Source organism: Albidovulum sediminicola, assembly GCF_025751575.1.
In the GTDB taxonomy this organism is placed as follows: domain Bacteria; phylum Pseudomonadota; class Alphaproteobacteria; order Rhodobacterales; family Rhodobacteraceae; genus Albidovulum; species Albidovulum sediminicola.
Window position 1 is genome coordinate 1 of record NZ_JAOWLA010000004.1, and the last position, 23,640, is coordinate 23,640.

The following is a 23,640-nucleotide window of genomic DNA, read 5'->3' on the forward strand; positions in this document are numbered from 1 at the left end:
TCCGGCCGCTGGTCAGTGCCAACCGAACCGCTTCACGACGAAACTCCGGCGTCGGCCTGTTTCCGTTTCCCATAGAACACCTCCTGGTTCCTCAGTTGGTGCTCTCCACATTTTCCGGGCAAGTCCAAGGTGACCTTCGGCGAAGATGATTACGAAAGGGCCGCTCGGGAGGTTCTCGCCAGCTTGGGCGGGGGGCCTATCTGGGTCTTCGCCTATGGATCGCTGCTCTGGAAGCCGGTTGCCGCACCGGTCGAGCAGCGCCTTTGCACGGCCGAGGGCTGGCATCGATCCTTTTGCATCGAGATGCGACGCTGGCGCGGAACCCCGGAAGAGCCTGGCTTGATGATGGGCCTGCGCAGGGGTGGAATCTGCGCCGGTATCGCGCAAAGGTTTCAGGGCGAAGATCGTCACCGCCTGATGATCGATCTTTTGAAGCGGGAGGTCGGTGGGCCGGTGGGGCTTTCCTCGCTAAGACAGATCACGCTCGCCTCAAATCGCGGCCCGATCCGCGCGCTTTGCTTTTACGCGGAGCCCGACGAGGCCGCTGCAACGCCCGAAAGAAGCGAGCAGGAGGTTGCAGAAATCTTGTCGCGCGCCTGCGGGCCGGCTGGTTCCGGGGCCGAGTACTTGTTCAAGACAGTCTCTGCGCTTCAGGCCCATGGTATTTGCGACCCTCATCTTTGGCGACTTCAGGAGTTGGTCGCCGCGGCGATATCGATGAAAGCCGCGACCCAGTGCCCGTGAGCCTTTTTTGCTCGCACTCATGCCAAGCTACACAAGCGGCTGAAGGCGCGAATGCCCCGAGGAGGACACTGGCTTATACTCGATCATGAGGGTTACCTCGCTGCCCCGCGCGTTCCCAGATCCGCGTTCCTGCCACGCGTTCAGCGGGTCGGACCAACCCTCTGCTTTCGAGCCGCCGCAGGAGATGCAGGATCCCGCTGTTGCTCATGCCGAGCGCGTCCCGCAGTTCCGCCTGCGTGCGCGGCCGCCTGAGCGCCTCCAGAACAATGCGGCGGCGCTCGTCCGCTCCTCTGTTCCTGCGCGTGTAACCGCGGCCTGACGTGGAGGAGGTATCGGGCATCAGGCCGCCTCCCGGACCCTTGCGCTCGCATCGAGCATCCTTGCCAGCGCATCCTCCACCGTTGGGGCATACCGCACCAACGGCCGTTTCAGCCCATGCATGACGAAGGCCCGCCGGATGTCGCGGTTGGCGCCAGTCAGCCAGAGCGCGACGCCGCGCCCATGCGCCTTATGTGCCAGGCCCTCGATCATGTTGGCACCTGTCGAGTCGAGGAAAGGCACCGCCGAAAAGTCGATGATCAGTGCCTTGTGGCTATCCTGGATGCGATCAAGCACCGATCCTATGGAAGCCGTCGCGCCAAAGAACAGGGCGCCGGTGATGCGGTAGATCACGACCTCCGGGTTCGCGGCGATCTCCTCGTCATAGGCGCTGCGCGGTTGGGACATGTCCGCTTCGTCGCGACCGACGAAGGGGGTATGGGTCGTGACGGCCGTCGCGCGGCTCATTCTCTGGATGAAGAGCACCGAGCCTAGGGCGAAGCCGACCACGATGGCTTCGGTCAGATCGCGGAAAATGGTCAGGCCAAAGGTCGCGGCAAGCACCGTCGTCTCGCCCCAGCCCGAGCGCACCAGGATCGCGATCGCAGGCTTCTCCATCATGTTCCAGGCCACGACCGCCAAGACGCCCGCCAGTGCCGCCAACGGAATGTAGGCGGCCAGCGGCGCCGCAACGAGGATGAACAGAAGGAGGAACACGGCATGCAACATGCCCGCGACCGGACCATGCGCGCCCGAACGCACGTTGGTTGCCGTGCGTGCAATAGTGCCGGTGACACAAAACCCACCAAAGAGCGACGAACCGATATTGGCCGCGCCCTGTGCGACTAGTTCGCTGTTGGAGCGATGCCGACGCCCCGTCATACCGTCCGCCACGACGGCCGAGAGCAATGACTCGATGGCTCCCAACAGGGTGAAGGAGATCGCGGCGGGCAGGACGGCCACCATCCGGTCAAGAGAGAGCTCGGGCAGCTGAGGGGTCGGCAAGGACGCGGGAATGCCGCCAAACTTCGTGCCGATGGTTTGAACGGGGAGCGCAAGCAGGGCAGTGGCGGCTGCGGCCAGCCCGACTGCGATCAGCATGCCCGGCCAACGCGGTTTCCAGCGACGCAGTCCGACGATGGTGGCGATCGTGCCGGCCGAGATGGCCATCGCGGCAATGCTCACGGTTCCCCGCGCGGCCCAGAGCGTCGCGATCTTCTCCAGCAACTCACCCGGTTCGTGGGCGAGCGTCATCCCGAACAATTCCTTGATCTGGCTTGCGAAGATGATCACCGCGATTCCGGCGGTGAAGCCGACCGTGACCGGAAAGGGGATGAACTTGATGAATGTCCCAAGCCGCAGGAACCCGACGGCCGCCAGCATCAGACCCGACAGGAAAGTGGCGAGGATCAGGCCTTCCATGCCGTGCTGCTGAACCGTGGCCGCGACCAGCACGATGAAGGCCCCGGCGGGGCCGCCGATCTGAAAGCGGGAGCCCCCGAGCAGGGATACGAGGAAGCCGCCGACGATCGCGGTATAAAGGCCCTGTGCCGGGGTCGCGCCCGAGGCGATGGCGATGGCCATCGACAGAGGCAACGCCACGATTGCGACGGTTAGCCCCGCGATCGCGTCTGCGCGCAGTTGCGCCACCCCATAGCCTTCGCGCAGGACGGTGAGCAGTTTCGGGGTAAACAACTCCGCAAAGCTGGGTGCATTGCTGCGTCTGTTCTTCTTGGCTTTCATCGGGGGCCGCACCTTCGAGGGGCTGCGGCGGGATCGTCGGCATGTCGTCGGCGGTCGCCGTCGCGGGTTGGGGGATCAGTGTTTCGGTGGAGGAGCCTTCAGGCGCACGCCGCGCCCGCCGGCCGTGCTGACGGAGCCTTCTCCGATGAGTTCGACCCCGGCGAGTTCCAGCGCCGCGACGACCTTGGTCAGGCTGTCCACGACCCCTCGAACGTTGCCTTCGCTGGCCTCCATGCGCTGAATCGTCGGCACGGATAATCCGGCCAGTTCAGCCAGGGCCTTCTGGTCGATACCGAGAAGGGCACGCGCAGCACGCATCTGTGGCCCAGAGATCATGCGAGATATCCTGAGATTTACTATGAAGGTTAATGATATTCTTTATGATATGTCAAATATCAATACTGATAGTCGGGATAGCCAGACCTTCGCGCCTGCGGATCGGATGTATGTCTCCCAAACGCACGGCGACCGCTCCTCCGCGCGGCGGAAGGCTGGGTCAATAGAAGCACGGGCAAACTGCGAGCTACTCGCAGAAGATGAAGAGCTCAGGCTTCATCCCGGTCTTCGCGATTGGTTTCGCCAGATGGAGTGGGTCGGAACGCGAGCGGTTTGTCTCCAAGTTGGACTGCAACCCTAGCCAGAAGACATCGACCGCTCAGCCGGGGGGGTGATCTCTGGCGGCCCAAATGCCAAATAGCTGATCAAGAGCAGCTATTTGGGTTATGTGGTAGGCCCGGAGGGACTCGAACCCCCAACCAAGGCGTTATGAGCGCCCTGCTCTGACCATTGAGCTACAGGCCCGGCCAAGCCCTGATTAGGGGGGGCGCGGTCGGCGGTCAAGGGCGAGGCGTGACGGGAAAGCCCGCGCGTGACCGTGGACAGTCGGGCGGCATTCGTCTATCGGGAGCGCGACAATCAATGGAGGGCGCGATGGCAGCCGGAAAGAGCGGTCTCACCTATGCCGATGCGGGTGTCGATATCGATGCGGGCAACGAGCTTGTCGAGCGGATCAAGCCGGCCGCGAAGCGCACCGGACGGTCGGGCACGGTCGCGGGTCTGGGCGGGTTCGGCGCGCTTTTCGACCTGAAGGCCGCGGGTTACTCCGACCCGATCCTGGTCGCCGCCACCGACGGCGTGGGCACCAAGCTGCGCATCGCGATCGACACCGGCAATGTCGATACCATCGGCATCGACCTTGTGGCCATGTGCGTGAACGATCTGGTCTGCCAGGGCGCGGAGCCGCTTTTCTTCCTCGACTACTTCGCGACCGGCAAACTCGACGTGGCGCAGGCTACGCGGATCATTGAGGGCATCGCCGAAGGTTGCGCGGCCTCGGGCTGCGCGCTGGTCGGCGGCGAGACGGCGGAAATGCCGGGCATGTATCACGGCGGCGATTTCGACCTGGCGGGCTTTGCGGTCGGGGCGATGGAGCGCGGAAGCGACCTGCCGGCGGGCGTGAAGGCGGGGGATGTCCTTCTGGGCCTCGCCTCGAACGGGGTGCATTCGAACGGCTACAGCTTCGTGCGCAAGGTTGTGGAGCTTTCGGGCCTGTCGTGGGACGCGGCCTCTCCCTTCGGGGAAGGCACGCTGGGGGCGGCTCTTCTGGCGCCGACCCGGCTTTACGTCAAGCAGGCGCTGGCCGCGATCCGCGCGGGCGGGGTGCACGCGCTGGCCCATATCACCGGCGGCGGCCTGACCGAGAACCTGCCGCGCGTCCTGCCCGAGGGGTTGGGCGCCACGATCGACCTTGACGCCTGGACCTTGCCGCCGGTCTTCCGCTGGCTGGCCGAAACGGCGGGCATGGCCGAGGCGGAACTCTTGAAGACCTTCAACTGCGGCATCGGCCTGATCGTCGTCGTCGAAGCGGACCGGGCCGCGGCGCTGCAGGCGGTGCTGGAGGGCGCGGGCGAAACCGTGACCGTCATTGGCCGTGTCCAGCCGGGGCAGGGCGTCAGCTACAGCGGGTCGCTTCTGTGAAGCGTGTCGCCATCCTGATTTCCGGGGGTGGCTCCAACATGGTGGCGCTTGTCCGCAGCATGACGGGCGACCACCCGGCGCGCGCTGTGCTCGTGGCCTCCAACGACCCGGAGGCGGGCGGCCTTGTGAAGGCGCGCGAGATGGGGGTGGAGACCGCAGCGGTCGATCACCGCCCCTTCGGCCGCGACCGGGCGGGCTTCGAAGCGGCACTGCTGGAGCCCGTTCTGGCGGCGAAGCCCGACATCCTCTGCCTCGCCGGGTTCATGCGCGTCCTGACGCCGGATTTCGTCCAGCGCTTCGCGGGGCGGATGCTGAACATCCACCCGTCGCTCCTTCCGAAGTATCCCGGCCTGCGCACCCACCAGCGCGCGCTCGATGCGGGCGATGCGGAGGCAGGCTGCACCGTGCACGAGGTCACGTCCGAACTGGACGCGGGGCCGATGCTGGGGCAGGCGCGGGTCCCGGTTCTGCCGGGCGATACGGCAGACAGTTTGGCCGCACGCGTGCTGGCGGCAGAACACAAGCTCTATCCCGCCGTGCTGCGCCGTTTCGCGCAAGGCGCGCGCGAGCCCCTCTTCCTGCCCTGAGCCGGGATCCGGGGGGTGCGCCTAACCGCGAATGCGCCCGTTGGGCCACACTTTTCCTTTGCGCGACGGAGCATCTTTTCAAGCGGTCCGCAACTTTCTATCAAGAACGAACCTGCGGGATGACCCCGCACCAGACGGGACGAGAATGCGAACAATCACCACGACCGAGGACCTTGCCGTATTCTGCGAGGCCGCCAAGGAACAGCCCTACGTTACCGTCGATACCGAATTCCTGAGGGAGCGGACCTATTACTCCAAGCTGTGTCTGATCCAGCTTGCGCTGCCCGGCAAGTCCGGCGAGGCGGTTCTGGTCGATCCGCTGGCCAAGGGGCTCCAGCTCGACCCGCTCTACGACCTTTTCCGGCACAAGAACACGGTCAAGGTCTTTCACGCCGCGCGGCAGGATCTGGAGATCTTCTTCGTCGAAGGCAATGTCTTCCCCGAGCCGCTGTTCGACACCCAGGTCGCGGCGATGGTCTGCGGCTTCGGCGAACAGGTCGGGTACGAGACGCTGGTGCGCAAGATCGCGCGCGAAAGCCTCGACAAGACCTCGCGCTTTACCGACTGGTCGCACCGCCCGCTGAGCGAGGCGCAAAAAACCTACGCTCTGGCCGACGTGACCCACCTGAGGGTGATCTACGAGTTCCTGAACAAGGAGCTTTCGCGCACGGCGCGGCACAAATGGGTGGCGGAGGAGCTTGCGATCCTGACCGACCCGGAAACCTACACGACGCGGCCCGAAGACGCCTGGATGCGGGTCAAGACCCGGACCCAGTCCGGCCGCTTCCTCGCCGTGGTGCGGGAACTGGCGCGCTTCCGCGAGGATTACGCGCAGACCCGCAACGTGCCCCGCGCGCGCGTTTTCAAGGATGACGCGCTGTTGGAGCTTGCCTCCACCCGGCCCACGAATGTCGAGGAACTGGGGCGTTCACGCCTTCTGCTGCGAGAGGGGCGCAAGGCCGATATCGCCGAGGGTATCCTGGGCGCGATCCAGGCGGGAATGGCCGTCAAGCCGGAGAACTACCCCAAGGTCGAGAACGGGCGCGAACAGCTTCAGGTCGATTCCGCTTTGGCCGACCTGCTGCGCGTCCTGCTGAAATCGAAGTCCGAGGAAGCCGGCGTTGCGCAGAAGCTGATCGCCAGCTCATCGGATCTGGATGTGATCGCCGCCGGTCAGCGCGACGTGGCCGCGATGAAGGGCTGGCGCTACGAGGTCTTCGGTGAGGACGCCCTGCGGCTTTGCCGGGGCGAGATCGCCCTGACCGCGCGCGGCGGCGCCGTGCGGGTCCTTCAGGTCTGATGATCGTCGGCGCGGGCGGCGCCCATGAACAGGCCGCGCCCGCCCGGACGACGTCAGCGCTTTGAGCTGCGGCTGTTGGCCTCGCCGGTCACGACGATGCTGCGGATCGATTCCAGCTTGATGTTCGACAGGAAGGCCGCGGCGGTCACTTCGCGCGATTGCGGTGTCGAGGCGGGCTTGGCCCCCACCGGGGGCGCGATGACGAAGCGGTAGGTCATGACGCCCTCGACCGGATCGCCGCCGTTCTCGGCGACCAGTTCGGCCTTCCACCAGCCCTGAGTCGGGGGAAGGCCGGTGGCGCGGACGATGGCGCCTTCGGGCATCCGTTCGACGACAAGCTCGGTGACCTGCGCGACCAGCAGGCGCGGATCGTTCGGCACGCCGCTCGCGGTTTCCTGCACCTGCGCGGGGGCCTCCTTGGAGCGGCCGAACCAGTTGAACGGATTGAGCTTGCTTTCGCGCACCTTCGCGCAGCCGGCAAGCGACAGGGCGATGGCAATGGCCATGAGCACGGTGGCGGGCTTACGCATCTGGGGCTCCCTCGTTCTTTGTCCTTGGGTAGCCGATCTTGGGGGGCGTGAAAAGGGGCCGGGCGGCTGGACCTTCGCGGCGCAAGTGACTACGTCATGGGCGACACGGATGGAGTGGACCATGGCCAGCGCCGCCTTCGAGGAGATCGCCGAAACCTTCGACTTCCTGGACGACTGGGAAGACCGCTATCGCCATGTCATCGAACTGGGCAAGGCGATGCCGGCGCTGGAAGAGGCCTTCCGCGTTCCCGCGACCAAGGTCGAGGGCTGCGCAAGTCAGGTCTGGCTGCTGCCGCGGATCGAAGGGCAGGGCGCCGCCGCCCGCTTCGATTTTCAGGGTGACAGCGACGCGATGATCGTGCGCGGCCTGATCGCGATCCTGCACGCGCTTTTCTCGGGCCTGAGCGTGACGGAGGTCCTAAAGGTCGACGCCGGCGCGGAGCTTGCCCGTCTGGGGTTGAACGAACACCTGTCCTCCCAGCGCTCGAACGGGGTCAGGGCCATGGTCGAGCGCATCCGGAAACACGCGGCAGAGGTCGCCGCCTAGGTCACAGCGCCGAAAGCGCCGTGGCCAGGTCGCCGTATCCGGTCAGGCGCCGTTCGTAAGCAAGCCCGAGCCGGGCCGCGCAGTCACGCGCCTTTGCGTCAAGGGCCGGGTCGTCGGTCTGCGCCTGGTAGACGAGCTTCTCGTAATTGCCGAAATACATGTCCCGAAGCTCCGGGTGCCGGTCGAGGCCCATGGGCTTCCAGACGAAGGCGTCGAACTGCCGGACAAGGAAATCGGTGAGGTAGAAGGCGGTAAATTCGTCCCGCGCTGCGAAGGTCGCATTGCCTTCGAAGAAGGAATAGCAATGCGGACCCGCCACCATCTCAACCCCCAGGTCGCGGCAGCGGGCCTCAAGCAAACCGCCGGTGCCGCAGTCCGCGTAGACGACGAAGATCCCGTCATAGTCGTCGCGATGCCGGGTGACCGCCTCGGTCACGGCCTCGGTGATCTTTTCGGGGTAGAGGTGCAGCTTCGCGGGCAGGCAGGTCAGATCCAGATGCGTCCAGCTGTTCGCGGCCTTGAGGTCCAGGATCTCCCGCGCCAAGGCCCCGCAGGCGATCAGCAGGATGCGCCCGCGGCCCTCTGGGGCCAGACCCGCCTCGGTCAGTTCGCGGTCGGCGGGGATCATCGCGCCACCCTGCGCAGGATCAGCGCCAGGGCCAGCGGTACGCAAAGCGCCCAGGCGGGCAGGGCAGCCCCCATCTGGCCCGACACCGTCGCCGCAACCGCGACCGTCAGTGCCGCCGCCAGAAGAACGCCGAGGATCAGCATCATGTAACGCAGGTGCATCGCAACCTCCTTCCCCCAATGTAGGGGGGCGGGCTGGGGGGCGGAAGGCCCCAAGAAAAAAGGCCCCGCAGCCTGCGCCGCGGGACCCCGAAGACTTGCCTCGGACCTCTATCAGGCCATCGCGTTGTGCTTGCGCGCGATGAAGTCCTTCGCGGTCTGCACCGCAACCGCGGCGTCGCGGCAGTAGGCGTCGGCGCCGATGGCCTTGCCGAATTCCTCGTTGAGGGGCGCGCCGCCAACCAGAACGATGTAGTCGTCGCGCATGCCCTTTTCCTTGAGCGTGTCGATCACGACCTTCATGTAGGGCATGGTGGTGGTCAGCAGGGCGGACATGCCGAGGATGTCGGCCTGCTCGCGCTCAAGCGCTTCCAGGTATTTTTCGACCGGGTTGTTGATACCGATGTCGACGACCTCGAAGCCCGCGCCTTCCATCATCATGCCGACAAGGTTCTTGCCGATGTCGTGGATGTCGCCCTTGACGGTGCCGATAACCATCTTGCCGACCTTGGGCGCGCCGGTTTCGGCCAGCAGCGGCTTCAGGATCGCCATGCCCGCCTTCATCGCGTTCGCGGCCAGCAGCACTTCCGGAACGAAGAGGATGCCGTCGCGGAAGTCGGCGCCCACGATGGTCATGCCCGCCACAAGTGCCTTGGTCAGCACGTCGTAGGGCGTCCAGCCACGGTCGAGAAGGATGCGAACGCCTTCTTCGATCTCTTCCTTGAGACCGTCGTAAAGGTCGTCATGCATCTGAAGCACGAGCTCTTCGTCATCGAGCTCCGAAAGAATGATTTCGTCGTCGGCCATGTTTGTCTCCTCGGCGCCTTTGGCCAGTTAATGCGATCAAACCCTCGTCGCAACTTGGCGATTTGCGACATCGGCAGGACGTTGACCGACCTGAGCAAACTTCGTTCCCCCTTGCGTGTCAAAGGCCTTGTGAGAATGTTCGCTTTATGTTCTCATTTGGCGATGCCCATCCCGCCCCCCGATCCCTTCCTGCGCCTCAAGGCGCGCGGCGCGGCCACGAATGCCGCCGGCCGCTACGAGGCTCACGAAAGGGTCGCCGAAAACGACGGCTGGGATATCCCGGAGGACGAGCGGCTGCTGAGGACCGAGGTCTCGGAGGAACGGCCAAGATCGGTGATCAACCCTGTCGCCTCGCCCGATCTGCCCTTCGACCGCTCGCTGAACCCCTACAGAGGCTGCGAGCACGGATGCAGCTACTGCTTCGCGCGGCCCAGCCACGCCTGGCTCGGCCTTTCCGCGGGGCTGGATTTCGAAACCCGGCTGGTGGCCCGCCCCGATGCGGCCCGCGTGCTGGAGCGGGAGCTCGCCCGCAAGTCCTACCGCCCCGCGACGCTCGCGATCGGCACCAATACCGATCCCTACCAGCCGATCGAATCGCGCTACCGGATCATGCGTGCGATCCTCAGCGTGCTGTCCGAGTGGAATCATCCCGTTGCGATCGTCACCAAGGGCGCGCTGATCGAACGCGACATCGACATCCTGGCGCCCATGGCCGAACGCGGCCTGGTGCAGGTGGGCGTCTCGGTCACCACGCTCGACCCGCGTCTGTCGCGCGCGCTCGAACCGCGAGCCCCGGCGCCGGCCCGTCGGCTCACCACCATCGCCCGGCTTGCCGGCGCGGGCATACCGGTCCGGGCCATGGTCGCCCCGGTCATCCCGGTCCTTACAGATCCGGAGATGGAACGGATCATGACCCAGGCCCGCGAGCACGGGGCAACGGCTGCGTCCTGGATCCTCCTGCGCCTTCCGCTCGAGGTCGCGCCGCTCTTTCGCGATTGGCTCGCGCGCAACGAACCGGGCCGGGCCGCCCATGTCATGAACCGTCTTCGTGAAATGCGGGGTGGGGCGGATTACGATGCTGACTGGGGCAAGCGCATGCGGGGCGAGGGGGTTGCGGCCCGGCTGCTCGCCCAGCGATTCGATCTCGCGGCGCGCAGGCTCGGCCTTGATAGGCCCTTGCCTGGGCTCAGGACAGATCTCTTCGCGCCCCCACCCCGGTCCGGTGACCAGCTTTCGCTGTTCTGATCTTCTGCTTTTCCCAAATATCCCGGGGGTGCGGGGGCTGGCCCCCGCTCCGCCCGTCTCAGCCGCGCGCGGTCAACCCCTGCGGCGTCCGCGCCGTTCACGCGCGGCCCCTGCATCATCTCCCGTCCCGTCCGAAGCCGAGGAGAACCCGCCCAGCTTGTCCGCGATTTCGTCAAGCGTGGGCCGCGGCCCGCGGGGACGGGTTTCCAGCGCCTTGCGCATCGCGGCCAGGTGCTCGGACATGGTGCCACAGCAGCCCCCGATGATCGTCGCGCCCGCATCGCGCGCCAGCACAGCGTATTCTGCCATCAATTCCGGCGTGCCGTCGTAATGGATGTGACCGTCGTGGTACTTCGGGATGCCGGCATTGCCCTTGGCGATGATCGGGCGTTCGGGACCCGCCGCGACGAAGCCCAGCACTGTGCGCATCAGGTCTGCGGCGCCGACACCACAGTTCGCGCCGAAGGCGAGCGGCGGATGCGGCAGCTTGTCCACCATCGCCACCATCTGCGCCGAGGTGACGCCCATCATCGTGCGCCCCGCGGTGTCAAAGCTCATGGTGCCGCACCAGGGCATGCCGACCTTCGCGAAGGCCTCCGCGGCGGCCTTGAATTCCTCAGGCGCGGAGATCGTCTCGACCCAAAGAACGTCCGCTCCGGCTTCCTTCAGCGCGTCGGCCTGTTCGTGGAAGATCTCAACGGCGAGCTCGTGGGTCAGCGATCCCATGGGCGCCATGATCTCACCCGTCGGCCCGATGGAAGCCGCGACGACCACCGGTCGGCCGGCCGCGTCCGCGACCTCGCGCCCCAGATCGACGCCCGCCTTGTTGATCTCCCGCACACGCCCCGAAGCGCCGTGCAGCTTCAGGCGGCTCGCGTTGCCGCCGAAGGTGTTGGTGAGGAAGATGTCGGACCCGGCGTCCACCGCGCTGCGGTAGAGCTTGCGGATGTTGTCCGGCTGTTCGAGGTTCCACAGTTCCGGCGCCTCGCCGGAGGCGAGCCCCATGTTGAACAGGTTCGTGCCGGTCGCGCCATCGGCCATGAGCCAGTCGCGCGTTTCAAGCAGGCGGGAGAGGAGATCGCTCATCAGGGTGCCTTTCTCTTGCGGCCGCCGCGATCACGGCGGGCTTGCCTCCGATGTGCCACGACGGCGCGCGGGTTGCAAATTCATCGTGATCACGAAGGTCTTGAATCCCATGCATGCGCCCGGACGCTCGAACCGGCGGAAGCGGTCGCGGGAAGCGGATCGCCCAGGCCAGATCTGCTACTGCGGGCAGGAGCGCGCCGGGGTGCGCAACCGCGATGTAGAGTGGCTCAGACCGGGGCGCGAAGGCGGCCTTGAACTGGCGCAACCCGTCGGCGCGCCGCGCGACCCGGTCCTGAAGCCATCTCAGCGGCAAGGCGCCCGATCCGCGTGCCGGAACGGCTGCAAGAGACAGGCGCGGGATCCCAGCCTCGCGCGCGGCTGCGATCCCGGCGGCGACAAGCGCCTGCATGGTGCCGTCCGGCGCCGAAGCCTCGTGCCGCATAAGATCGAGCGTCCATTCCTGCGCGCCCACATGGAAGCTCGCGAAGGCGACGAGGCGGGCGCCACGGGTGGCAAGGATGACCCGTTGATGGCGCAGGTAGCGGGCGTCGAATCGGCCCATGCTGAACCCGCGTTCGCCACCGTGGCATGCCGCCCAGTCCAACGCTACCCGCGCCATCTGGCCGAATGGCAGCGGATCGCCGGGTGCGCAGTGGCGGAATGCAACCCCGGCCGCCTCGGCCCGGCGCAGCTTGCGCCGCAGCCGGGCAAGGCCGTGGCCGGCTTGCGTCCATCGACGGGGGTCCAGCCACAGCTCCTCGGCGACGGGCAGGACGGCCCAACCCGCGCGCCGGGCGCTGACGGCCGTGCGCGCGCCCACCTTGTAAAGGCAGGGGCGCAGGGCGCGTTCCCGCGCGCGGCGGACGAGAGCGCCCAACGGTTCGACCCCTTCGCTCCTGCCCAGCGGGTCTCCGATTGCAACCAGCGTCGAACCCGCGCGGGCGGTGACCCAGCCCGACGCCGCCCCGCGAAGGGGGAGGATCGCATGACCGGGCTGGTGGGCCAGGCCCGCCTCCGCCCATGGGGCGCGGCGTAGAATCCGGCGGGCAGCGCGCGGCCCGAGGCTGCTGACGCGCGTGGCCCCGCGGGGCCCGCGCCAGAGGATCGCGCCGGCCCAGACTGCGGGCAGCGCGTAGTAGACCGCACGAAAGGCCAGGATCGCCGCGAATATCTCAGCCGCCTCGGCGCCTGGGAACGCGTTCAGCAAGACGGTCTCGAAAGCGCCAAGGCCGCCGGGCAGCCCGGCCAAAAGCGCCGCGCCAAGCGCCAGCAGATAGACGGCGACGAACGCGGAAAAGGAGACCTCGATGCCAGGGGGAAGCAGCAGCCAGAGCGCGAGCGCGGCCGACAGCGTATCGACCGCCGTCAACGCGAGAAGCCGCGCGGCGAAGGGTAGAAGGGGCAAGAACCGCCGCCGCCCGACCCAAAGACCCGCCGTCAGCGCCGCAAGGCCGGCGCCGGCCAGGGGGGCGGCCCAGCCCGGAACCCCCGGCGCTGTCGGTAGAAATGCCAGCGAGACCAAAAGCAGCACCGCCCCCGCCGACAGGAAGGACACCGCGACCGCGAGCGTCACGCGCGTTGCGGTGGCCAGCCCCAGCCGGGGCAGCAGCCGCCAGCGCACAATCGCCCCGCTGACAAGGCCGAAGCCCAGCACCTGCGCGGCGGCGATGGCGGCCGCCCCGGCGCGCCGCGCCGCCCGCGCGGTCGTTGGCAGCCCCATCTCCGCCTGCACCAGCGCATCGTAGCGCCCGACCGCGCGAAAGCTGACGGTGGTCAAGAGGACGGCTGCCAGCCATGCATGCCACGGCGTTCCCCGGAACGTCGCGACGATGGCGGCGGTGTCGATATCGCCGATGCGCGAAAGCAGGAGCCAGAGCCCGAGGGACCCCAGTGCTGCGATCGCCGCCTGTCGCGGAAGCGCGCCCCGGATAAGCCCTGCGGCATCCTGCGCGCCGCCCCGTGTTCCGTTCCCGATCCCCATGCCATCCCTCCACCGTGGTCGGGGGACCATCGGCCGTGGGCGGTTGCGCGCGGCTTAACGCGGTGGGCAGAGATTGCTAAAATGCGAAGGGCCGCAGCGTCGGCTGCGGCCCTCTTGCAAGTCATTGAACGATGCGCTCAGGCCTCGTTCATGATCTGGCGCTTGGCCTCTTCCATCAGTTCGAACATCTTGGCGCGGATCGTGACCTCATCGGCGCGGTCGCCCAGATCGCCCGCGACCTTGCGGAACACATCCTCGTCACCCGCTTCCTCGAAGTCGGACACGACCACTTCCTTGGCATAGGCCGCGGCCTCGTCGCCCGCCTTGCCCAGGAGCCCGGCCGCCCAGAGCCCAAGAAGCTTGTTGCGCCGCGCCTCGGCCTTGAAGCGCAGTTCCTCGTCATGGGCGAATTTGTTCTCGAAGGCGTTCTCGCGTTCGTCGAAGGTGGTCATGGGCGCTGTCCCCTTGTGTGCTACTCTCCCTTTTCATATGCCCGCCGCGCGCGCGCGCTGCAAGCCCCGGTGCGCGCGCGCTGCAAGCCCCGGTGAAACTGGTGGCCTTTGCCTTGCGGGGCGGGGCGCCATGCCCTATAGGGGCCGCAACCTCGGGCGTTTCCGCCCCGACGAACGGAGCTGCCATGGCACGTCGCAAGAAAATCTACGAAGGCAAGGCGAAGATCCTGTACGAAGGCCCGGAACCGGGAACCTTCATCCAGTACTTCAAGGACGACGCGACCGCCTTCAACGCGCAGAAGAAGGCGACGATCGACGGCAAGGGCGTGCTGAACAACCGCCTGTCCGAGTATTTCATGACCGGGCTTACCAACATCGGCGTGCCCAACCACTTCATCCGCCGCATTAACATGCGCGAGCAGCTGATCCGCCAGGTCGAGATCGTGCCGCTGGAAGTGATCGTGCGCAACTTTGCCGCGGGCTCGATCGCCAAGCGCCTCGGGATGGAGGAGGGCACGCCGCTGCCGCGCCCCATCGTCGAGTACAGCTACAAGAACGACGCGCTCGGCGACCCGATGGTCAGCGAGGAATACATCATCGCCTTCGGTTGGGCCAACCAGCAGGACCTCGACGATATCGTCTCGCTCGCGCTGCGGGTCAACGACTTCCTCTCGGGCGTGTTCTATGGCGTGGGCATCAAGCTCATCGACTTCAAGATCGAGATCGGCCGCATCTGGGATGGCGACTTCATGCGCCTCATCGTCGCGGATGAGATCAGCCCCGACAGCTGCCGCCTGTGGGACATCAAGACCGGCCAGAAGCTCGACAAGGACGTGTTCCGCCGCGACCTGGGCAACCTGACGGATGCCTATTCCGAGGTCGCCCGGCGCCTTGGCGTACTGCCCGCGCAAACGACCCACCTGACCAAACCGACCCTGATCAACTGAAAGGCCCGCCTGCCATGAAAGCCCGTGTCCATGTCATGCTCAAGGATGGCGTTCTCGACCCGCAGGGCGAGGCGGTGCGCCACGCGCTCGGCACGCTGGGCTTTTCCGGCGTCGAGGCCGTGCGCCAGGGCAAGGTGATTGAGCTTGACCTCACCGCGACCGACAAGGCCGCGGCCGAGGCCGAGGTGAAGGCGATGTGCGAAAAGCTCCTCGCGAACACGGTTATCGAGAAATACACCGTCGAGATCGCGTGATGCGCGCCGCGGTCCTGACAGGGTTCCGCGCGCCTCTCGAAATCGCGGACCTTGCCGAACCGACCTGCGCGGAGGACGGGGTTGTCCTGTCCGTCCTAGCCTGCGGCGTCTGCCGGTCCGACTGGCACAGCTGGACCGGCGCCGACACCGATGTGGCGCTGCCCCATGTGCCGGGCCATGAATACTGCGGCGTGGTGGAAGAGGTCGGCGCCCGCGTCACCCGCTGGAAACGCGGCGACCGCGTGATCGCGCCCTTCATCCTGGCCTGCGGAACCTGTCCGGCCTGCGCGGCGGGCAACCAGACGACCTGTCCGACGCAAATCATCCCCGGCTTCACCCATCCCGGTGCCTTCGCCGAACGCATTGCCGTCGCGCGCGCCGACCACAACCTCAGCCCGCTGCCGGAGGCGATGGACCCGGCGCTTGCCGCCGCGCTTGGGTGTCGCGTGACGACCGCCTGGCACGGGCTCACGGGGCGCGCGGCACTTCAGCCTGGCGAATGGCTGGCCGTCTTCGGCACTGGCGGCATCGGGCTTTCGGCAATGCTTCTGGCGCGTGCGATCGGCGCCCGCGTGGTGATGGTCGATGTCGTCGCCGAAAAGCTCGACCATGCAAAGGCGCACGGCGCCGACGCGGTTGTAAATGCCGCGACCACCGATGCCCCTGCGGCCATCCGGGAACTGACCAATGGCGGCGCCCATGTTGCCATCGAGGCGCTGGGGATCGAGGCCACGACCGTCGGCGCGCTGAAATCGCTCCGCAAGCTCGGCCGGATGGTGCAGATCGGCATGCCGGCCGGCCCCCACACGAACATGACCTTGCCGATGGACGCGGTCTATTCCGGCCAGCTCGCGCTCTTCGGGACCCGCGGCATGCCCGCCTGGCGCTACCCGAGCCTGCTGAACCTGATCGAGGCCGGACAGGTCGACCTGACGCCGCTGATCGCGCGCCGCGTGCCCCTTTCGGCGGCCTCGGACGAACTGGCCGCCTTCGACGGCCCGACGCCCCCCGGCGTCGCCGTTATCACGGATTTCGCCCGCTGATGCTTCTTCATTGCTCAAATACCCCGGGGTTTGGGGCAGCGCCCCAATCCGGCGCTGGAACCCGCGCGGCGTTTGAGCTAACAGGCCCCCAACCCCCGAAGCCCGAGGATCGCCCATGAAAGCCGCCGTCATCACCTTCCCAGGATCGAATTGCGACAGGGACCTCGCCATGGCCTTCGAAAAGGCCGGGGCGGAGGTGCTGCGGGTCTGGCACAAGGACGCGGACCTGCCCAAGGGCATCGACATTGTCGGCATCCCCGGCGGCTTTTCCTTCGGCGACTACCTGCGCTGCGGCGCGATTGCGGCGCAATCGCCGATCATGCGCGGCGTCGCGGACTTCGTCCACGCGGGCGGCTACGCGCTGGGGATCTGCAACGGCTTCCAGGTGCTGACCGAAACCGGGCTGCTGCCCGGCGCGCTGATGCGCAATGCGGGGCTCAAGTTCGTCTGCAAGCCCGTTGATCTGCGGGTGGAGACAGCCGACAGCGCCTTCACCTCGGGCTGGTCGAAGGGCGATACGGTGCGCGTGCCGATCGCGCATCATGACGGCAATTACACGATCGATGCCGAAGGCTTGGCCCGGCTGCAGGGCGAGGACCGGATCGCCTTCACCTATGTCGAAAACCCCAACGGCGCGACCGCCGACATCGCGGGTGTGCTTTCGGACAACCGCCGGGTGCTCGGAATGATGCCGCATCCGGAACGCGCGGTCGAAGACGCCCTGGGCGGCACCGACGGATCGGCGCTCTTCCGCGCGCTGATGAGCGCGATGGCGCTTGCCTGAGGCCACCCGGCTTGAGGCGGATCGGGCCAGCGGCTAGATTCGCCTCATGAGTGCACTCGAACGCGAGAAGACGCCGCGCGCCGCCGCGCGCAGGCAGGACGCGCGCGGCCGTTGGGCCCTTCGCGCTGTCGCGATCTCGGTGATCGCCATCGCGGCCGCGGTGATCTGGTACACCAACGCGTTCCTGACGCAAAGCTTCACCGAATCCACGCGCGGTCGGGCCGAGGTGCGCCTTGCGCTTTACACCGGCAACATCCTGACCGAATTGCAGCGGACGTCCGTTGTGCCGCTGCTTCTGGCGCGCGATCCGTCCTTGTCGGGCGCGCTTATCGCGGGCGAGTTCTCGATGACCTCGCAGAAACTGATCTCGGCCCAGGCCGAGATCGGGGCCGCCTCGATCCAGCTTCTGGACATCGACGGTCGCACGGTCGCCGCGACCGACCGCAACAAGATCGGGATCAACCTCGGCCAGACACCGCAGTTCGTCGATGCGCTGCGCGCGCGCGACACGATTTTCACCGTCGCCGCCCGTGAATCGAGCGGATATGACTTCACCTACTCCCGCTCGATCCAGGTCGACGGCAAGGTCGTAGGCGTGATCCTGGTCTCGGCCGAACTGGCGAAGTTCGAGCGGGGCTGGGCGGGATTTGCCGATGCCGTCGCGGTTACCGACAGTTCCGGCAACGTGATCCTTGCGACGGAGCCGCGCTGGCGCGGTCGTCCGCTGGACGAGGCACTGGCGCTGCGCCCCGCCGAAACCGCCATCGGGCGCGCGGTCCGGGCGACCTTTGACTGGGCGAATTCCCCGCCCGATGCCTATGTCCGGGGTGAGGCGGTGATGCGCAACGAGGCGCGGGTGCCCTTCCGCGGCTGGCGCATCGTCAGCTTCACGACCTTCGATTCGATCCGGGAGCGGGTGAACGCCGTCCTGTCACTTGAAATCATGGGCTTTGCTCTGCTTCTGGCGGCTGCCTTCTGGTTCATGTCGCGGCGCGCGCGGAATGAAACCGCGGTCGTCCGGCGGGAATCGGCGGAGCTGCGCCAGCTCAACGCCCGCCTCCAGCGCGAAATCGCCGAGCGCGAAAAGGTGCAGAAGGACCTTGCCGTGGCCGAACAGACGCTGGCGCAGTCCTCCAAGCTCGCCGCCCTGGGAGAGATGTCGGCGGCCGTCAGCCATGAACTCAACCAGCCGCTTGCGGCGATGAAGACCTACTTGGCAGGTGCCCGGCTACTGCTGCAACGCCGACGGGCGGAGGAGGCGCTGTCCTCGTTCCAGCGCATCGACGACCTGATCGAGCGGATGGGCGCGATCACGCGCCAGCTGAAAAGCTACGCGCGCAAGGGCGGCGAGGCGTTCGAGCCCATCGACGTTCGCGCCAGCGTGTCCTCGGCGCTCTCGATGATGGAGCCGACGCTGCGCTCCGGCAGGGTGCGGATCTCCCACGCGCTACCGCGCGCGCCGGTCATGGTGATGGCCGACCGCATCCGGCTGGAGCAGGTGCTGATCAACCTCCTGCGCAATGCCGTGGACGCGACCAAGGACGTGGCGGAGCCGCAGGTGGAGCTTTTGTTGACCGCAGGCGAGACGGCGACGCTGTCGGTGCGCGACAACGGGCATGGGATCACGGATTTGGACAATCTGTTCGAACCGTTCTACACCACCAAGAAGCCCGGCGACGGGGTCGGGCTCGGACTTGCCATTTCCTCCGGCATCGTCAACGACCTCGGGGGGCGGCTGACGGCGCGCAATGCGCCGGGCGGGGGGGCTGTATTCGAAGTTCAACTCCCCATATTGCAAGACAAGACCCGCGCGGCGGAATGAGGTGACCATGGCTCGCATGATGAAGATCGCGATCGTCGATGACGAACAGGACATGCGCCAGTCGATCAGCCAGTGGCTGGCGCTGTCGGGGTTCGACACCGAAACCTATCCCTCTGCCGAAGAGGCGTTGAAGGCGATCGGGCCGGACTGGCCGGGCGTGGTGGTCTCGGACATCAAGATGCCGGGGATGGATGGCATGGCCTTCCTCAAGCGGCTGATGAGCGTCGACAGCGGGCTTCCGGTGATCATGATCACGGGCCATGGGGACGTGCCCATGGCTGTCGAGGCGATGCGGATCGGCGCTTACGACTTCCTGGAGAAACCCTTCAACCCGGACAGGATGACCGAGCTTGCCAAGCGCGCGACCCAGACGCGGCGCATGACGCTTGATAACCGGGCGCTGCGGCGTGAGCTTGCGGACGGCTCGACGCTGATGAAGAAACTCATCGGCAATTCCCCCGCGATGGAGCGCCTGCGCGAGGATATCCTCGATCTGGGGCAAGCGGACGGGCATGTGCTGATCGATGGCGAAACCGGCACCGGCAAGACGCTGGTCGCGCATGCGCTTCACGCCGTGGGGCCGCGCGCGGGCAAGAAGTTCGTCGTGGTCAGCTGCGCCGCCTTTGCCGAGGACATGCTGGGCAAGCGGCTTTTCGGCCCGATGGACGAGGGCGGGCAGATCCCGCTGGTCGAGGAGGCGCGCGGCGGCACGCTGGTGCTTGAGGACGTGGAGGCGCTGAGCCACGCGCTGCAATCGCGGCTGCTGACCTTCATCAACGACCAGGGCATCCCGGCCGAGACGCGGATCATCGCCATCTGCAACGATCATGAGCAGGGCCGAACGGTCGAGGATGCTTTGCGACCGGATCTTTACTACCGCCTGGCCGCGCTGAAGATCATGCTGCCGCCGCTGCGCTCGCGCGGCGAGGACATCCTGGTCCTGTTCACCCGCCTGTCCGAGCAGTTCGCCGAGGAATACGGCTGCGAGGCCCCGCAAGTGACCGCGCAGGAGGCAGCCCAGCTTCTTCAGGCGCCCTGGCCCGGCAACGTGCGCCAGCTGATCAACGTGGCCGAACGCGCTGTCCTGCAGAACCGCCGTGGCACGGGATCGATCGCCTCGCTCCTCATGTCCGAGAATGAGGACGCGGGCCAGACGATGACGACAGAGGGCAAGCCGCTGAAGGAATATGTCGAAAGCTTCGAGAAGATGCTGATCGACAATACCATGCGCCGCCATCGCGGATCGATCACCGCCGTGATGGAGGAGCTTTGCCTTCCGCGCCGGACGCTGAACGAAAAGATGGCCAAGTACGGGCTGCAGCGTCAGGATTACCTCTGATCCGCCTGGCGCGGGGCGAAGGCCGGGGGCGCTGCCCCCGGACCCCCGGAGTATTTGGGCCAGAATGAATGGCGCGCCGATAGGCGCATTTTGGCCATTGTGTTTGCGCCTCCAACCCCGCTAATGTTGGCCTCAGGCGGTTCGACGCGTCATTGGCGTGCGCCGGCTTGAAGAATTCTCTGCCCGGTTCCCTTCGGAATCCCGGCAGGTGACATTGGCCGAAAGGCCGATCAAACACCCCGCTGGCCGACAAGGCGCGGGGATCACAACGGGTGCCTCTCGGGGCAGTCAGGACAGAAACGCGATGCTACGCGACGCAAGAAGAGACGAGATGGCAGGCGCAAGATCGCCCGCCCGCGCCGTTCTTTCGCCGTCCCGCAACGCCACAGCACAACATGCCCCCAGCCGTTCCCGCCCGCCAGGACGGGCGCGGCCAGGTGCATGCGGAACCCATTCATGGCCAAGAAAATGCTCATCGATGCCACCCACGCGGAAGAGACCCGCGTTGTGGTGGTCGACGGAAACAAGGTCGAGGAATTCGACTTTGAGACAGTCAACAAACGCCAGCTAGCCGGCAATATCTACCTCGCCAAGGTGACGCGCGTCGAGCCGTCGCTTCAGGCGGCCTTCGTGGATTACGGCGGAAACCGGCATGGTTTCCTCGCCTTCTCGGAAATCCATCCGGACTATTACCAGATCCCTGTCGCGGACCGTAAGGCGCTGCTGGCCGAGGAAAAGGCCTATGCCGAGGCCATGGATGCCGAGGAGAACACCCGTTCGCGCCGCCGCCGTCCCGATCGCCGCGCAGAAGAGGTCCGTTCGGCCGATCCGGTGGCGACCAGCGAGGAAATCCCCGGCATGTCGATCGTCGACCTGTCGGAAGATGAGGCGCCGGTCGAGGTCGTCGAGACCGGGGAGGGCGAGGCGCCCGCCGAAGTGACGGAAGCGCCCGCGCGGACGGAGGATGCGACCGAGGATCAGGACGGCGAGGCGTCCGACGGCGCCGCCGGCGATGAACCTTATGTTGCCGCCGACCACGCCGCCGATGCCGACCCGGAGATCGAATCGGTCGCCGAAGAGGACGTCGCGGAGGAGATCCGCCAGCCGCGCAAGCCGCGGCCGCGCAAGTACAAGATCCAGGAGGTCGTCAAGGTCCGGCAGATCATGCTGGTCCAGGTGGTCAAGGAAGAGCGCGGCAACAAGGGCGCGGCGCTGACGACCTACCTCAGCCTCGCGGGCCGCTACTGCGTGCTGATGCCGAACACCGCGCGTGGCGGCGGCATTTCGCGCAAGATCACCAATGCCGCCGACCGCAAGAAGCTGAAAGAGATCGCGACCGAGATCGACGTGCCGGAGGGCATGGGCCTGATCATCCGCACGGCGGGCAGCCAGCGGACCAAGACCGAGATCAAGCGCGACTACGAATACCTGATGCGGCTCTGGGAGCAGATCCGCGACCTGACGCTGAAATCGGTCGCGCCTGCGCCCATCTACGAAGAAGGCGATCTGATCAAGCGCTCGATCCGCGACCTCTACAACAAGGACATCGACGAGGTCCTGGTCGAGGGCGACAAGGGCTACCGCGCGGCCAAGGACTTCATGAAGATGATCATGCCGTCCCACGCCAAGAACGTGAAGCATTACACCGAGGCGCTGCCGCTTTTCGCGCGCTACCAGGTGGAAAGCTACCTGGCGGGGATGTTCAACCCGGTCGTGCAGCTGAAATCGGGCGGCTACATCGTCATCGGCGTGACCGAGGCGCTGGTCGCCATCGACGTGAACTCCGGCCGGGCGACCAAGGAAGGCTCGATCGAGGAGACCGCGCTCAAGACCAACCTTGAGGCTGCCGACGAGGTCGCGCGCCAGCTGCGCCTGCGCGACCTGGCGGGGCTGATCGTCATCGACTTCATCGACATGGAGGAGCGTAAGAACAACGCCGCCGTCGAGAAGCGCCTGAAGGAACGGCTGAAAACCGACCGCGCCCGCATCCAGGTGGGGCGGATCTCCGGCTTCGGCCTTCTGGAGATGAGCCGTCAGCGCCTGCGTCCGGGCATGCTCGAATCGACGACGCAGCCCTGCGCGCATTGCCACGGGACGGGCATCATCCGTTCGGACGACAGCTTGGCGCTGCAGATCCTGCGCCAGCTTGAGGAAGAGGGGACGCGCAAGCGTTCGCGCGAGGTTCTGCTGAAGGCGCCGATCGCGGTGGTCAACTTCCTGATGAACCAGAAGCGCGAACACATCGCCCAGATCGAGGCGCGCTATGGGCTTTCGGTGCGGGTGGAGGCCGATCCGACGCTGGTCAGCCCCGATTACGCGATCGAGAAGTTCAAGACCGCGACCCGCTTCGTGCCCGAGGTGCAGACGCCTGTGGTGTCGGTCGATGCCACGCTGATGCCCGAGATCGAGGAAGAGGAAGAAGAGGACCTCGAGGTCGAAGTGGACGAGGCGGAGGAGGAGGCCGCACCGGCGCCTGCCGCGCAGGCCGACGGCGAGCCCGGTCGCAAGAAAAAGCGTCGTCGTCGGCGGCGTCGCAAGGGCGGCAACGGCGATGCGCGTGCAGCTGACGGCGCTGAGGCCGCGGGCGAAGGCGCGGATGACGAGACCGCTGAGGACGAGGGCGAGGCCGCCAACGGTGCCGAGGCCGTGAGCGCCGCCGAGGCTGCACCTGAGGCCGCCGAGGCGCCCGTCGCCCCGGAGAAACCGAAATCGCGCCGTAGCCGGTCGAGGAAATCTGCCAAGGCGGAGGAGGTGGCACCCGCGTCCGATGAGGCGGCGGCATCCGAGGCGCCGGCAGCGCCCGAAGCTGAAGTGCCCGCCGAAGCGACCGAAGAGGCTCCGGCAAAGCCGAAGCGGACCCGCAAGCCTAAGGCCGCGCCCAAGTCCGAGGGCGCCGAAGAGGCCAAGCCCGCCCGCACGCGCAAACCGCGCGCGAAAGCCAAGCCTGCCGAAGAGGCAGCCGAGTCGGCGGCCACCCCCGCCGCAGCAGAGCAAACGGCGGCGCCGGAGCCCGAGGCACAGCCCGCGCCTGTTGCCGAGACTGAGCCTGAGCCCCAGCCCGAGGTTGCCGCGCAGCCCGAGCCCATGGCGCAGCCCGAGCCCGAGCCGGTCGCACAACCGGCGCTGGAACCGGCTTCGGCCGAGGCCGGATTGCAGCCCGACCCGGAAGAGGACGCGTCCTCCGCATCCGACCCGGACAAGCCCCGGCGGCGGGGCTGGTGGTCGCTCGGCCGCTGATGAACGCAGGAACGCCGGGCCATGTCGCCCGGCGTTTCGTTTATGGGGCACGCGCATGTGACAATTGCGCGGCCTTCGGCCTCGTGACCTTGTCCGCGGCCTGCGCTATGG

At 66.8% G+C, this 23,640-nt stretch carries 22 protein-coding genes and 1 tRNA gene; 13 read left to right on the forward strand and 10 right to left on the reverse strand.

All coding sequences use genetic code 11. The annotated features are described in order from the left end of the window. Nucleotides 1-129 precede the first annotated feature (129 nt). Nucleotides 130-744 carry a gamma-glutamylcyclotransferase gene (locus OE647_RS05275; protein ID WP_263720634.1) on the forward strand — a complete coding sequence of 205 codons (615 nt, stop codon included), beginning with the start codon at nt 130-132 and terminating at the stop codon, nt 742-744. 339 nt (nt 745-1,083) lie between these two features. Here the strand turns inward: OE647_RS05275 and OE647_RS05280 are convergent, their stop codons facing one another. The 3 genes from OE647_RS05280 to OE647_RS05290 form a co-directional block, all read right to left on the reverse strand. Next, nucleotides 1,084-2,805, reverse strand: a complete 1,722-nt coding sequence (locus OE647_RS05280; RefSeq protein WP_263720635.1) for a SulP family inorganic anion transporter — start codon at nt 2,803-2,805, stop codon at nt 1,084-1,086. A 75-nt stretch (nt 2,806-2,880) separates the two neighbouring features. After that, nucleotides 2,881-3,141, reverse strand: a complete 261-nt coding sequence (locus OE647_RS05285) for a helix-turn-helix domain-containing protein (protein WP_263720636.1) — start codon at nt 3,139-3,141, stop codon at nt 2,881-2,883. A 389-nt stretch (nt 3,142-3,530) separates the two neighbouring features. Continuing rightward, nucleotides 3,531-3,606, reverse strand: a tRNA-Ile gene (locus tag OE647_RS05290). Between the two features lie 129 nt (nt 3,607-3,735). Here OE647_RS05290 and purM point away from each other — a divergent pair. From purM to rnd, 3 genes are all read left to right on the forward strand, one after another. Then, on the forward strand, nt 3,736-4,782 hold the full coding sequence (gene purM, locus OE647_RS05295) for a phosphoribosylformylglycinamidine cyclo-ligase (RefSeq protein WP_263720638.1): 1,047 nt from the start codon (nt 3,736-3,738) through the stop codon (nt 4,780-4,782). After that, nucleotides 4,779-5,369, forward strand: coding sequence for a phosphoribosylglycinamide formyltransferase (purN, locus tag OE647_RS05300; RefSeq protein WP_263720640.1), 591 nt, complete (start codon nt 4,779-4,781; stop codon nt 5,367-5,369). The genes purM and purN overlap by 4 nt, the downstream gene beginning before the upstream one ends. A gap of 145 nt (nt 5,370-5,514) precedes the next feature. Then, a complete protein-coding gene (gene rnd, locus OE647_RS05305; RefSeq protein ID WP_263720642.1) occupies nt 5,515-6,669 on the forward strand; it encodes a ribonuclease D in 1,155 nt (384 codons plus the stop codon). 53 nt (nt 6,670-6,722) lie between these two features. Here the strand turns inward: rnd and OE647_RS05310 are convergent, their stop codons facing one another. After that, nucleotides 6,723-7,199, reverse strand: coding sequence for a hypothetical protein (locus tag OE647_RS05310; protein ID WP_263720644.1), 477 nt, complete (start codon nt 7,197-7,199; stop codon nt 6,723-6,725). 121 nt (nt 7,200-7,320) lie between these two features. Here OE647_RS05310 and OE647_RS05315 point away from each other — a divergent pair, with 121 nt between their 5' ends. Then, the gene (locus OE647_RS05315) at nt 7,321-7,746 is read left to right on the forward strand and encodes a SufE family protein (protein ID WP_263720645.1); all 426 of its coding nucleotides are present in this window, start codon (nt 7,321-7,323) and stop codon (nt 7,744-7,746) included. Nucleotide 7,747: 1 nt separating this feature from the next. On the opposite strand, the gene OE647_RS05320 is transcribed toward OE647_RS05315, so the two are convergent. The 3 genes from OE647_RS05320 to OE647_RS05330 all read right to left on the reverse strand — a co-directional run bounded on the left by OE647_RS05320 (nt 7,748) and on the right by OE647_RS05330 (nt 9,339). Further along, nucleotides 7,748-8,374, reverse strand: coding sequence for a DUF1638 domain-containing protein (locus OE647_RS05320; protein WP_263720646.1), 627 nt, complete (start codon nt 8,372-8,374; stop codon nt 7,748-7,750). Beyond that, nucleotides 8,371-8,535 (reverse strand): hypothetical protein, encoded by a 165-nt coding sequence (locus OE647_RS05325; protein WP_263720647.1) that lies wholly within the window; start codon nt 8,533-8,535, stop codon nt 8,371-8,373. Before OE647_RS05325 ends, OE647_RS05320 begins: the two co-directional genes overlap by 4 nt. Nucleotides 8,536-8,646: 111 nt before the next feature. Further along, nucleotides 8,647-9,339 carry a corrinoid protein gene (locus OE647_RS05330; protein WP_263720649.1) on the reverse strand — a complete coding sequence of 231 codons (693 nt, stop codon included), beginning with the start codon at nt 9,337-9,339 and terminating at the stop codon, nt 8,647-8,649. Nucleotides 9,340-9,501: 162 nt separating this feature from the next. Here OE647_RS05330 and OE647_RS05335 point away from each other — a divergent pair, with 162 nt between their 5' ends. Then, entirely contained in the window at nt 9,502-10,584 is a 1,083-nt protein-coding gene (locus OE647_RS05335; protein WP_263720650.1) for a PA0069 family radical SAM protein, read from the forward strand. A 72-nt stretch (nt 10,585-10,656) separates the two neighbouring features. Here OE647_RS05335 and bmt read toward each other — a convergent pair whose 3' ends face one another. From bmt to OE647_RS05350, 3 genes are all read right to left on the reverse strand, one after another. Next, on the reverse strand, nt 10,657-11,670 hold the full coding sequence (gene bmt, locus OE647_RS05340; RefSeq protein ID WP_263720652.1) for a betaine--homocysteine S-methyltransferase: 1,014 nt from the start codon (nt 11,668-11,670) through the stop codon (nt 10,657-10,659). Beyond that, a complete protein-coding gene (locus OE647_RS05345; RefSeq protein WP_263720653.1) occupies nt 11,642-13,651 on the reverse strand; it encodes a phosphatidylglycerol lysyltransferase domain-containing protein in 2,010 nt (669 codons plus the stop codon). The genes bmt and OE647_RS05345 overlap by 29 nt, the downstream gene beginning before the upstream one ends. 137 nt (nt 13,652-13,788) lie before the next feature. Continuing rightward, the gene (locus OE647_RS05350; RefSeq protein WP_263720654.1) at nt 13,789-14,103 is read right to left on the reverse strand and encodes a DUF1476 domain-containing protein; all 315 of its coding nucleotides are present in this window, start codon (nt 14,101-14,103) and stop codon (nt 13,789-13,791) included. 185 nt (nt 14,104-14,288) lie between these two features. Between OE647_RS05350 and purC the strand changes: the two genes are divergently transcribed. The 7 genes from purC to OE647_RS05385 all read left to right on the forward strand — a co-directional run bounded on the left by purC (nt 14,289) and on the right by OE647_RS05385 (nt 23,529). Further along, nucleotides 14,289-15,050, forward strand: a complete 762-nt coding sequence (gene purC / locus OE647_RS05355; RefSeq protein WP_263720656.1) for a phosphoribosylaminoimidazolesuccinocarboxamide synthase — start codon at nt 14,289-14,291, stop codon at nt 15,048-15,050. Nucleotides 15,051-15,064: 14 nt separating this feature from the next. Beyond that, nucleotides 15,065-15,304: a phosphoribosylformylglycinamidine synthase subunit PurS gene (gene purS, locus OE647_RS05360; protein ID WP_263720657.1), complete on the forward strand. Its 240-nt coding sequence runs from the start codon at nt 15,065-15,067 to the stop codon at nt 15,302-15,304. Then, nucleotides 15,304-16,347: a zinc-dependent alcohol dehydrogenase family protein gene (locus OE647_RS05365; RefSeq protein WP_263720658.1), complete on the forward strand. Its 1,044-nt coding sequence runs from the start codon at nt 15,304-15,306 to the stop codon at nt 16,345-16,347. Before purS ends, OE647_RS05365 begins: the two co-directional genes overlap by 1 nt. Before the next feature lie 115 nt (nt 16,348-16,462). Continuing rightward, the gene (purQ, locus tag OE647_RS05370) at nt 16,463-17,131 is read left to right on the forward strand and encodes a phosphoribosylformylglycinamidine synthase subunit PurQ (protein WP_263720659.1); all 669 of its coding nucleotides are present in this window, start codon (nt 16,463-16,465) and stop codon (nt 17,129-17,131) included. A 46-nt stretch (nt 17,132-17,177) separates the two neighbouring features. Then, on the forward strand, nt 17,178-18,953 hold the full coding sequence (locus tag OE647_RS05375; protein WP_263720660.1) for a sensor histidine kinase: 1,776 nt from the start codon (nt 17,178-17,180) through the stop codon (nt 18,951-18,953). Between the two features lie 7 nt (nt 18,954-18,960). Next, entirely contained in the window at nt 18,961-20,292 is a 1,332-nt protein-coding gene (locus tag OE647_RS05380) for a sigma-54-dependent transcriptional regulator (RefSeq protein WP_263720661.1), read from the forward strand. A 456-nt stretch (nt 20,293-20,748) separates the two neighbouring features. Continuing rightward, entirely contained in the window at nt 20,749-23,529 is a 2,781-nt protein-coding gene (locus OE647_RS05385) for an Rne/Rng family ribonuclease (protein ID WP_263720662.1), read from the forward strand. The last annotated feature ends 111 nt before the right edge of the window (nt 23,530-23,640 follow it).

Excerpts from the sequence above, each read along its gene's own strand:
- OE647_RS05280 (WP_263720635.1), bottom strand. The coding sequence starts at position 2,805 with ATGAAAGCCAAGAAGAACAGACGCAGCAATGCACCCAGCTTTGCGGAG.
- OE647_RS05285 (WP_263720636.1), bottom strand. The coding sequence starts at position 3,141 with ATGATCTCTGGGCCACAGATGCGTGCTGCGCGTGCCCTTCTCGGTATC.
- purM (WP_263720638.1), top strand. The coding sequence starts at position 3,736 with ATGGCAGCCGGAAAGAGCGGTCTCACCTATGCCGATGCGGGTGTCGAT.
- rnd (WP_263720642.1), top strand. The coding sequence starts at position 5,515 with ATGCGAACAATCACCACGACCGAGGACCTTGCCGTATTCTGCGAGGCC.
- OE647_RS05310 (WP_263720644.1), bottom strand. The coding sequence starts at position 7,199 with ATGCGTAAGCCCGCCACCGTGCTCATGGCCATTGCCATCGCCCTGTCG.
- OE647_RS05315 (WP_263720645.1), top strand. The coding sequence starts at position 7,321 with ATGGCCAGCGCCGCCTTCGAGGAGATCGCCGAAACCTTCGACTTCCTG.
- OE647_RS05320 (WP_263720646.1), bottom strand. The coding sequence starts at position 8,374 with ATGATCCCCGCCGACCGCGAACTGACCGAGGCGGGTCTGGCCCCAGAG.
- OE647_RS05325 (WP_263720647.1), bottom strand. The coding sequence starts at position 8,535 with ATGCACCTGCGTTACATGATGCTGATCCTCGGCGTTCTTCTGGCGGCG.
- OE647_RS05330 (WP_263720649.1), bottom strand. The coding sequence starts at position 9,339 with ATGGCCGACGACGAAATCATTCTTTCGGAGCTCGATGACGAAGAGCTC.
- OE647_RS05335 (WP_263720650.1), top strand. The coding sequence starts at position 9,502 with ATGCCCATCCCGCCCCCCGATCCCTTCCTGCGCCTCAAGGCGCGCGGC.
- bmt (WP_263720652.1), bottom strand. The coding sequence starts at position 11,670 with ATGAGCGATCTCCTCTCCCGCCTGCTTGAAACGCGCGACTGGCTCATG.
- OE647_RS05345 (WP_263720653.1), bottom strand. The coding sequence starts at position 13,651 with ATGGGGATCGGGAACGGAACACGGGGCGGCGCGCAGGATGCCGCAGGG.
- OE647_RS05350 (WP_263720654.1), bottom strand. The coding sequence starts at position 14,103 with ATGACCACCTTCGACGAACGCGAGAACGCCTTCGAGAACAAATTCGCC.
- purC (WP_263720656.1), top strand. The coding sequence starts at position 14,289 with ATGGCACGTCGCAAGAAAATCTACGAAGGCAAGGCGAAGATCCTGTAC.
- purS (WP_263720657.1), top strand. The coding sequence starts at position 15,065 with ATGAAAGCCCGTGTCCATGTCATGCTCAAGGATGGCGTTCTCGACCCG.
- OE647_RS05365 (WP_263720658.1), top strand. The coding sequence starts at position 15,304 with ATGCGCGCCGCGGTCCTGACAGGGTTCCGCGCGCCTCTCGAAATCGCG.
- purQ (WP_263720659.1), top strand. The coding sequence starts at position 16,463 with ATGAAAGCCGCCGTCATCACCTTCCCAGGATCGAATTGCGACAGGGAC.
- OE647_RS05375 (WP_263720660.1), top strand. The coding sequence starts at position 17,178 with ATGAGTGCACTCGAACGCGAGAAGACGCCGCGCGCCGCCGCGCGCAGG.
- OE647_RS05380 (WP_263720661.1), top strand. The coding sequence starts at position 18,961 with ATGGCTCGCATGATGAAGATCGCGATCGTCGATGACGAACAGGACATG.
- OE647_RS05385 (WP_263720662.1), top strand. The coding sequence starts at position 20,749 with ATGGCCAAGAAAATGCTCATCGATGCCACCCACGCGGAAGAGACCCGC.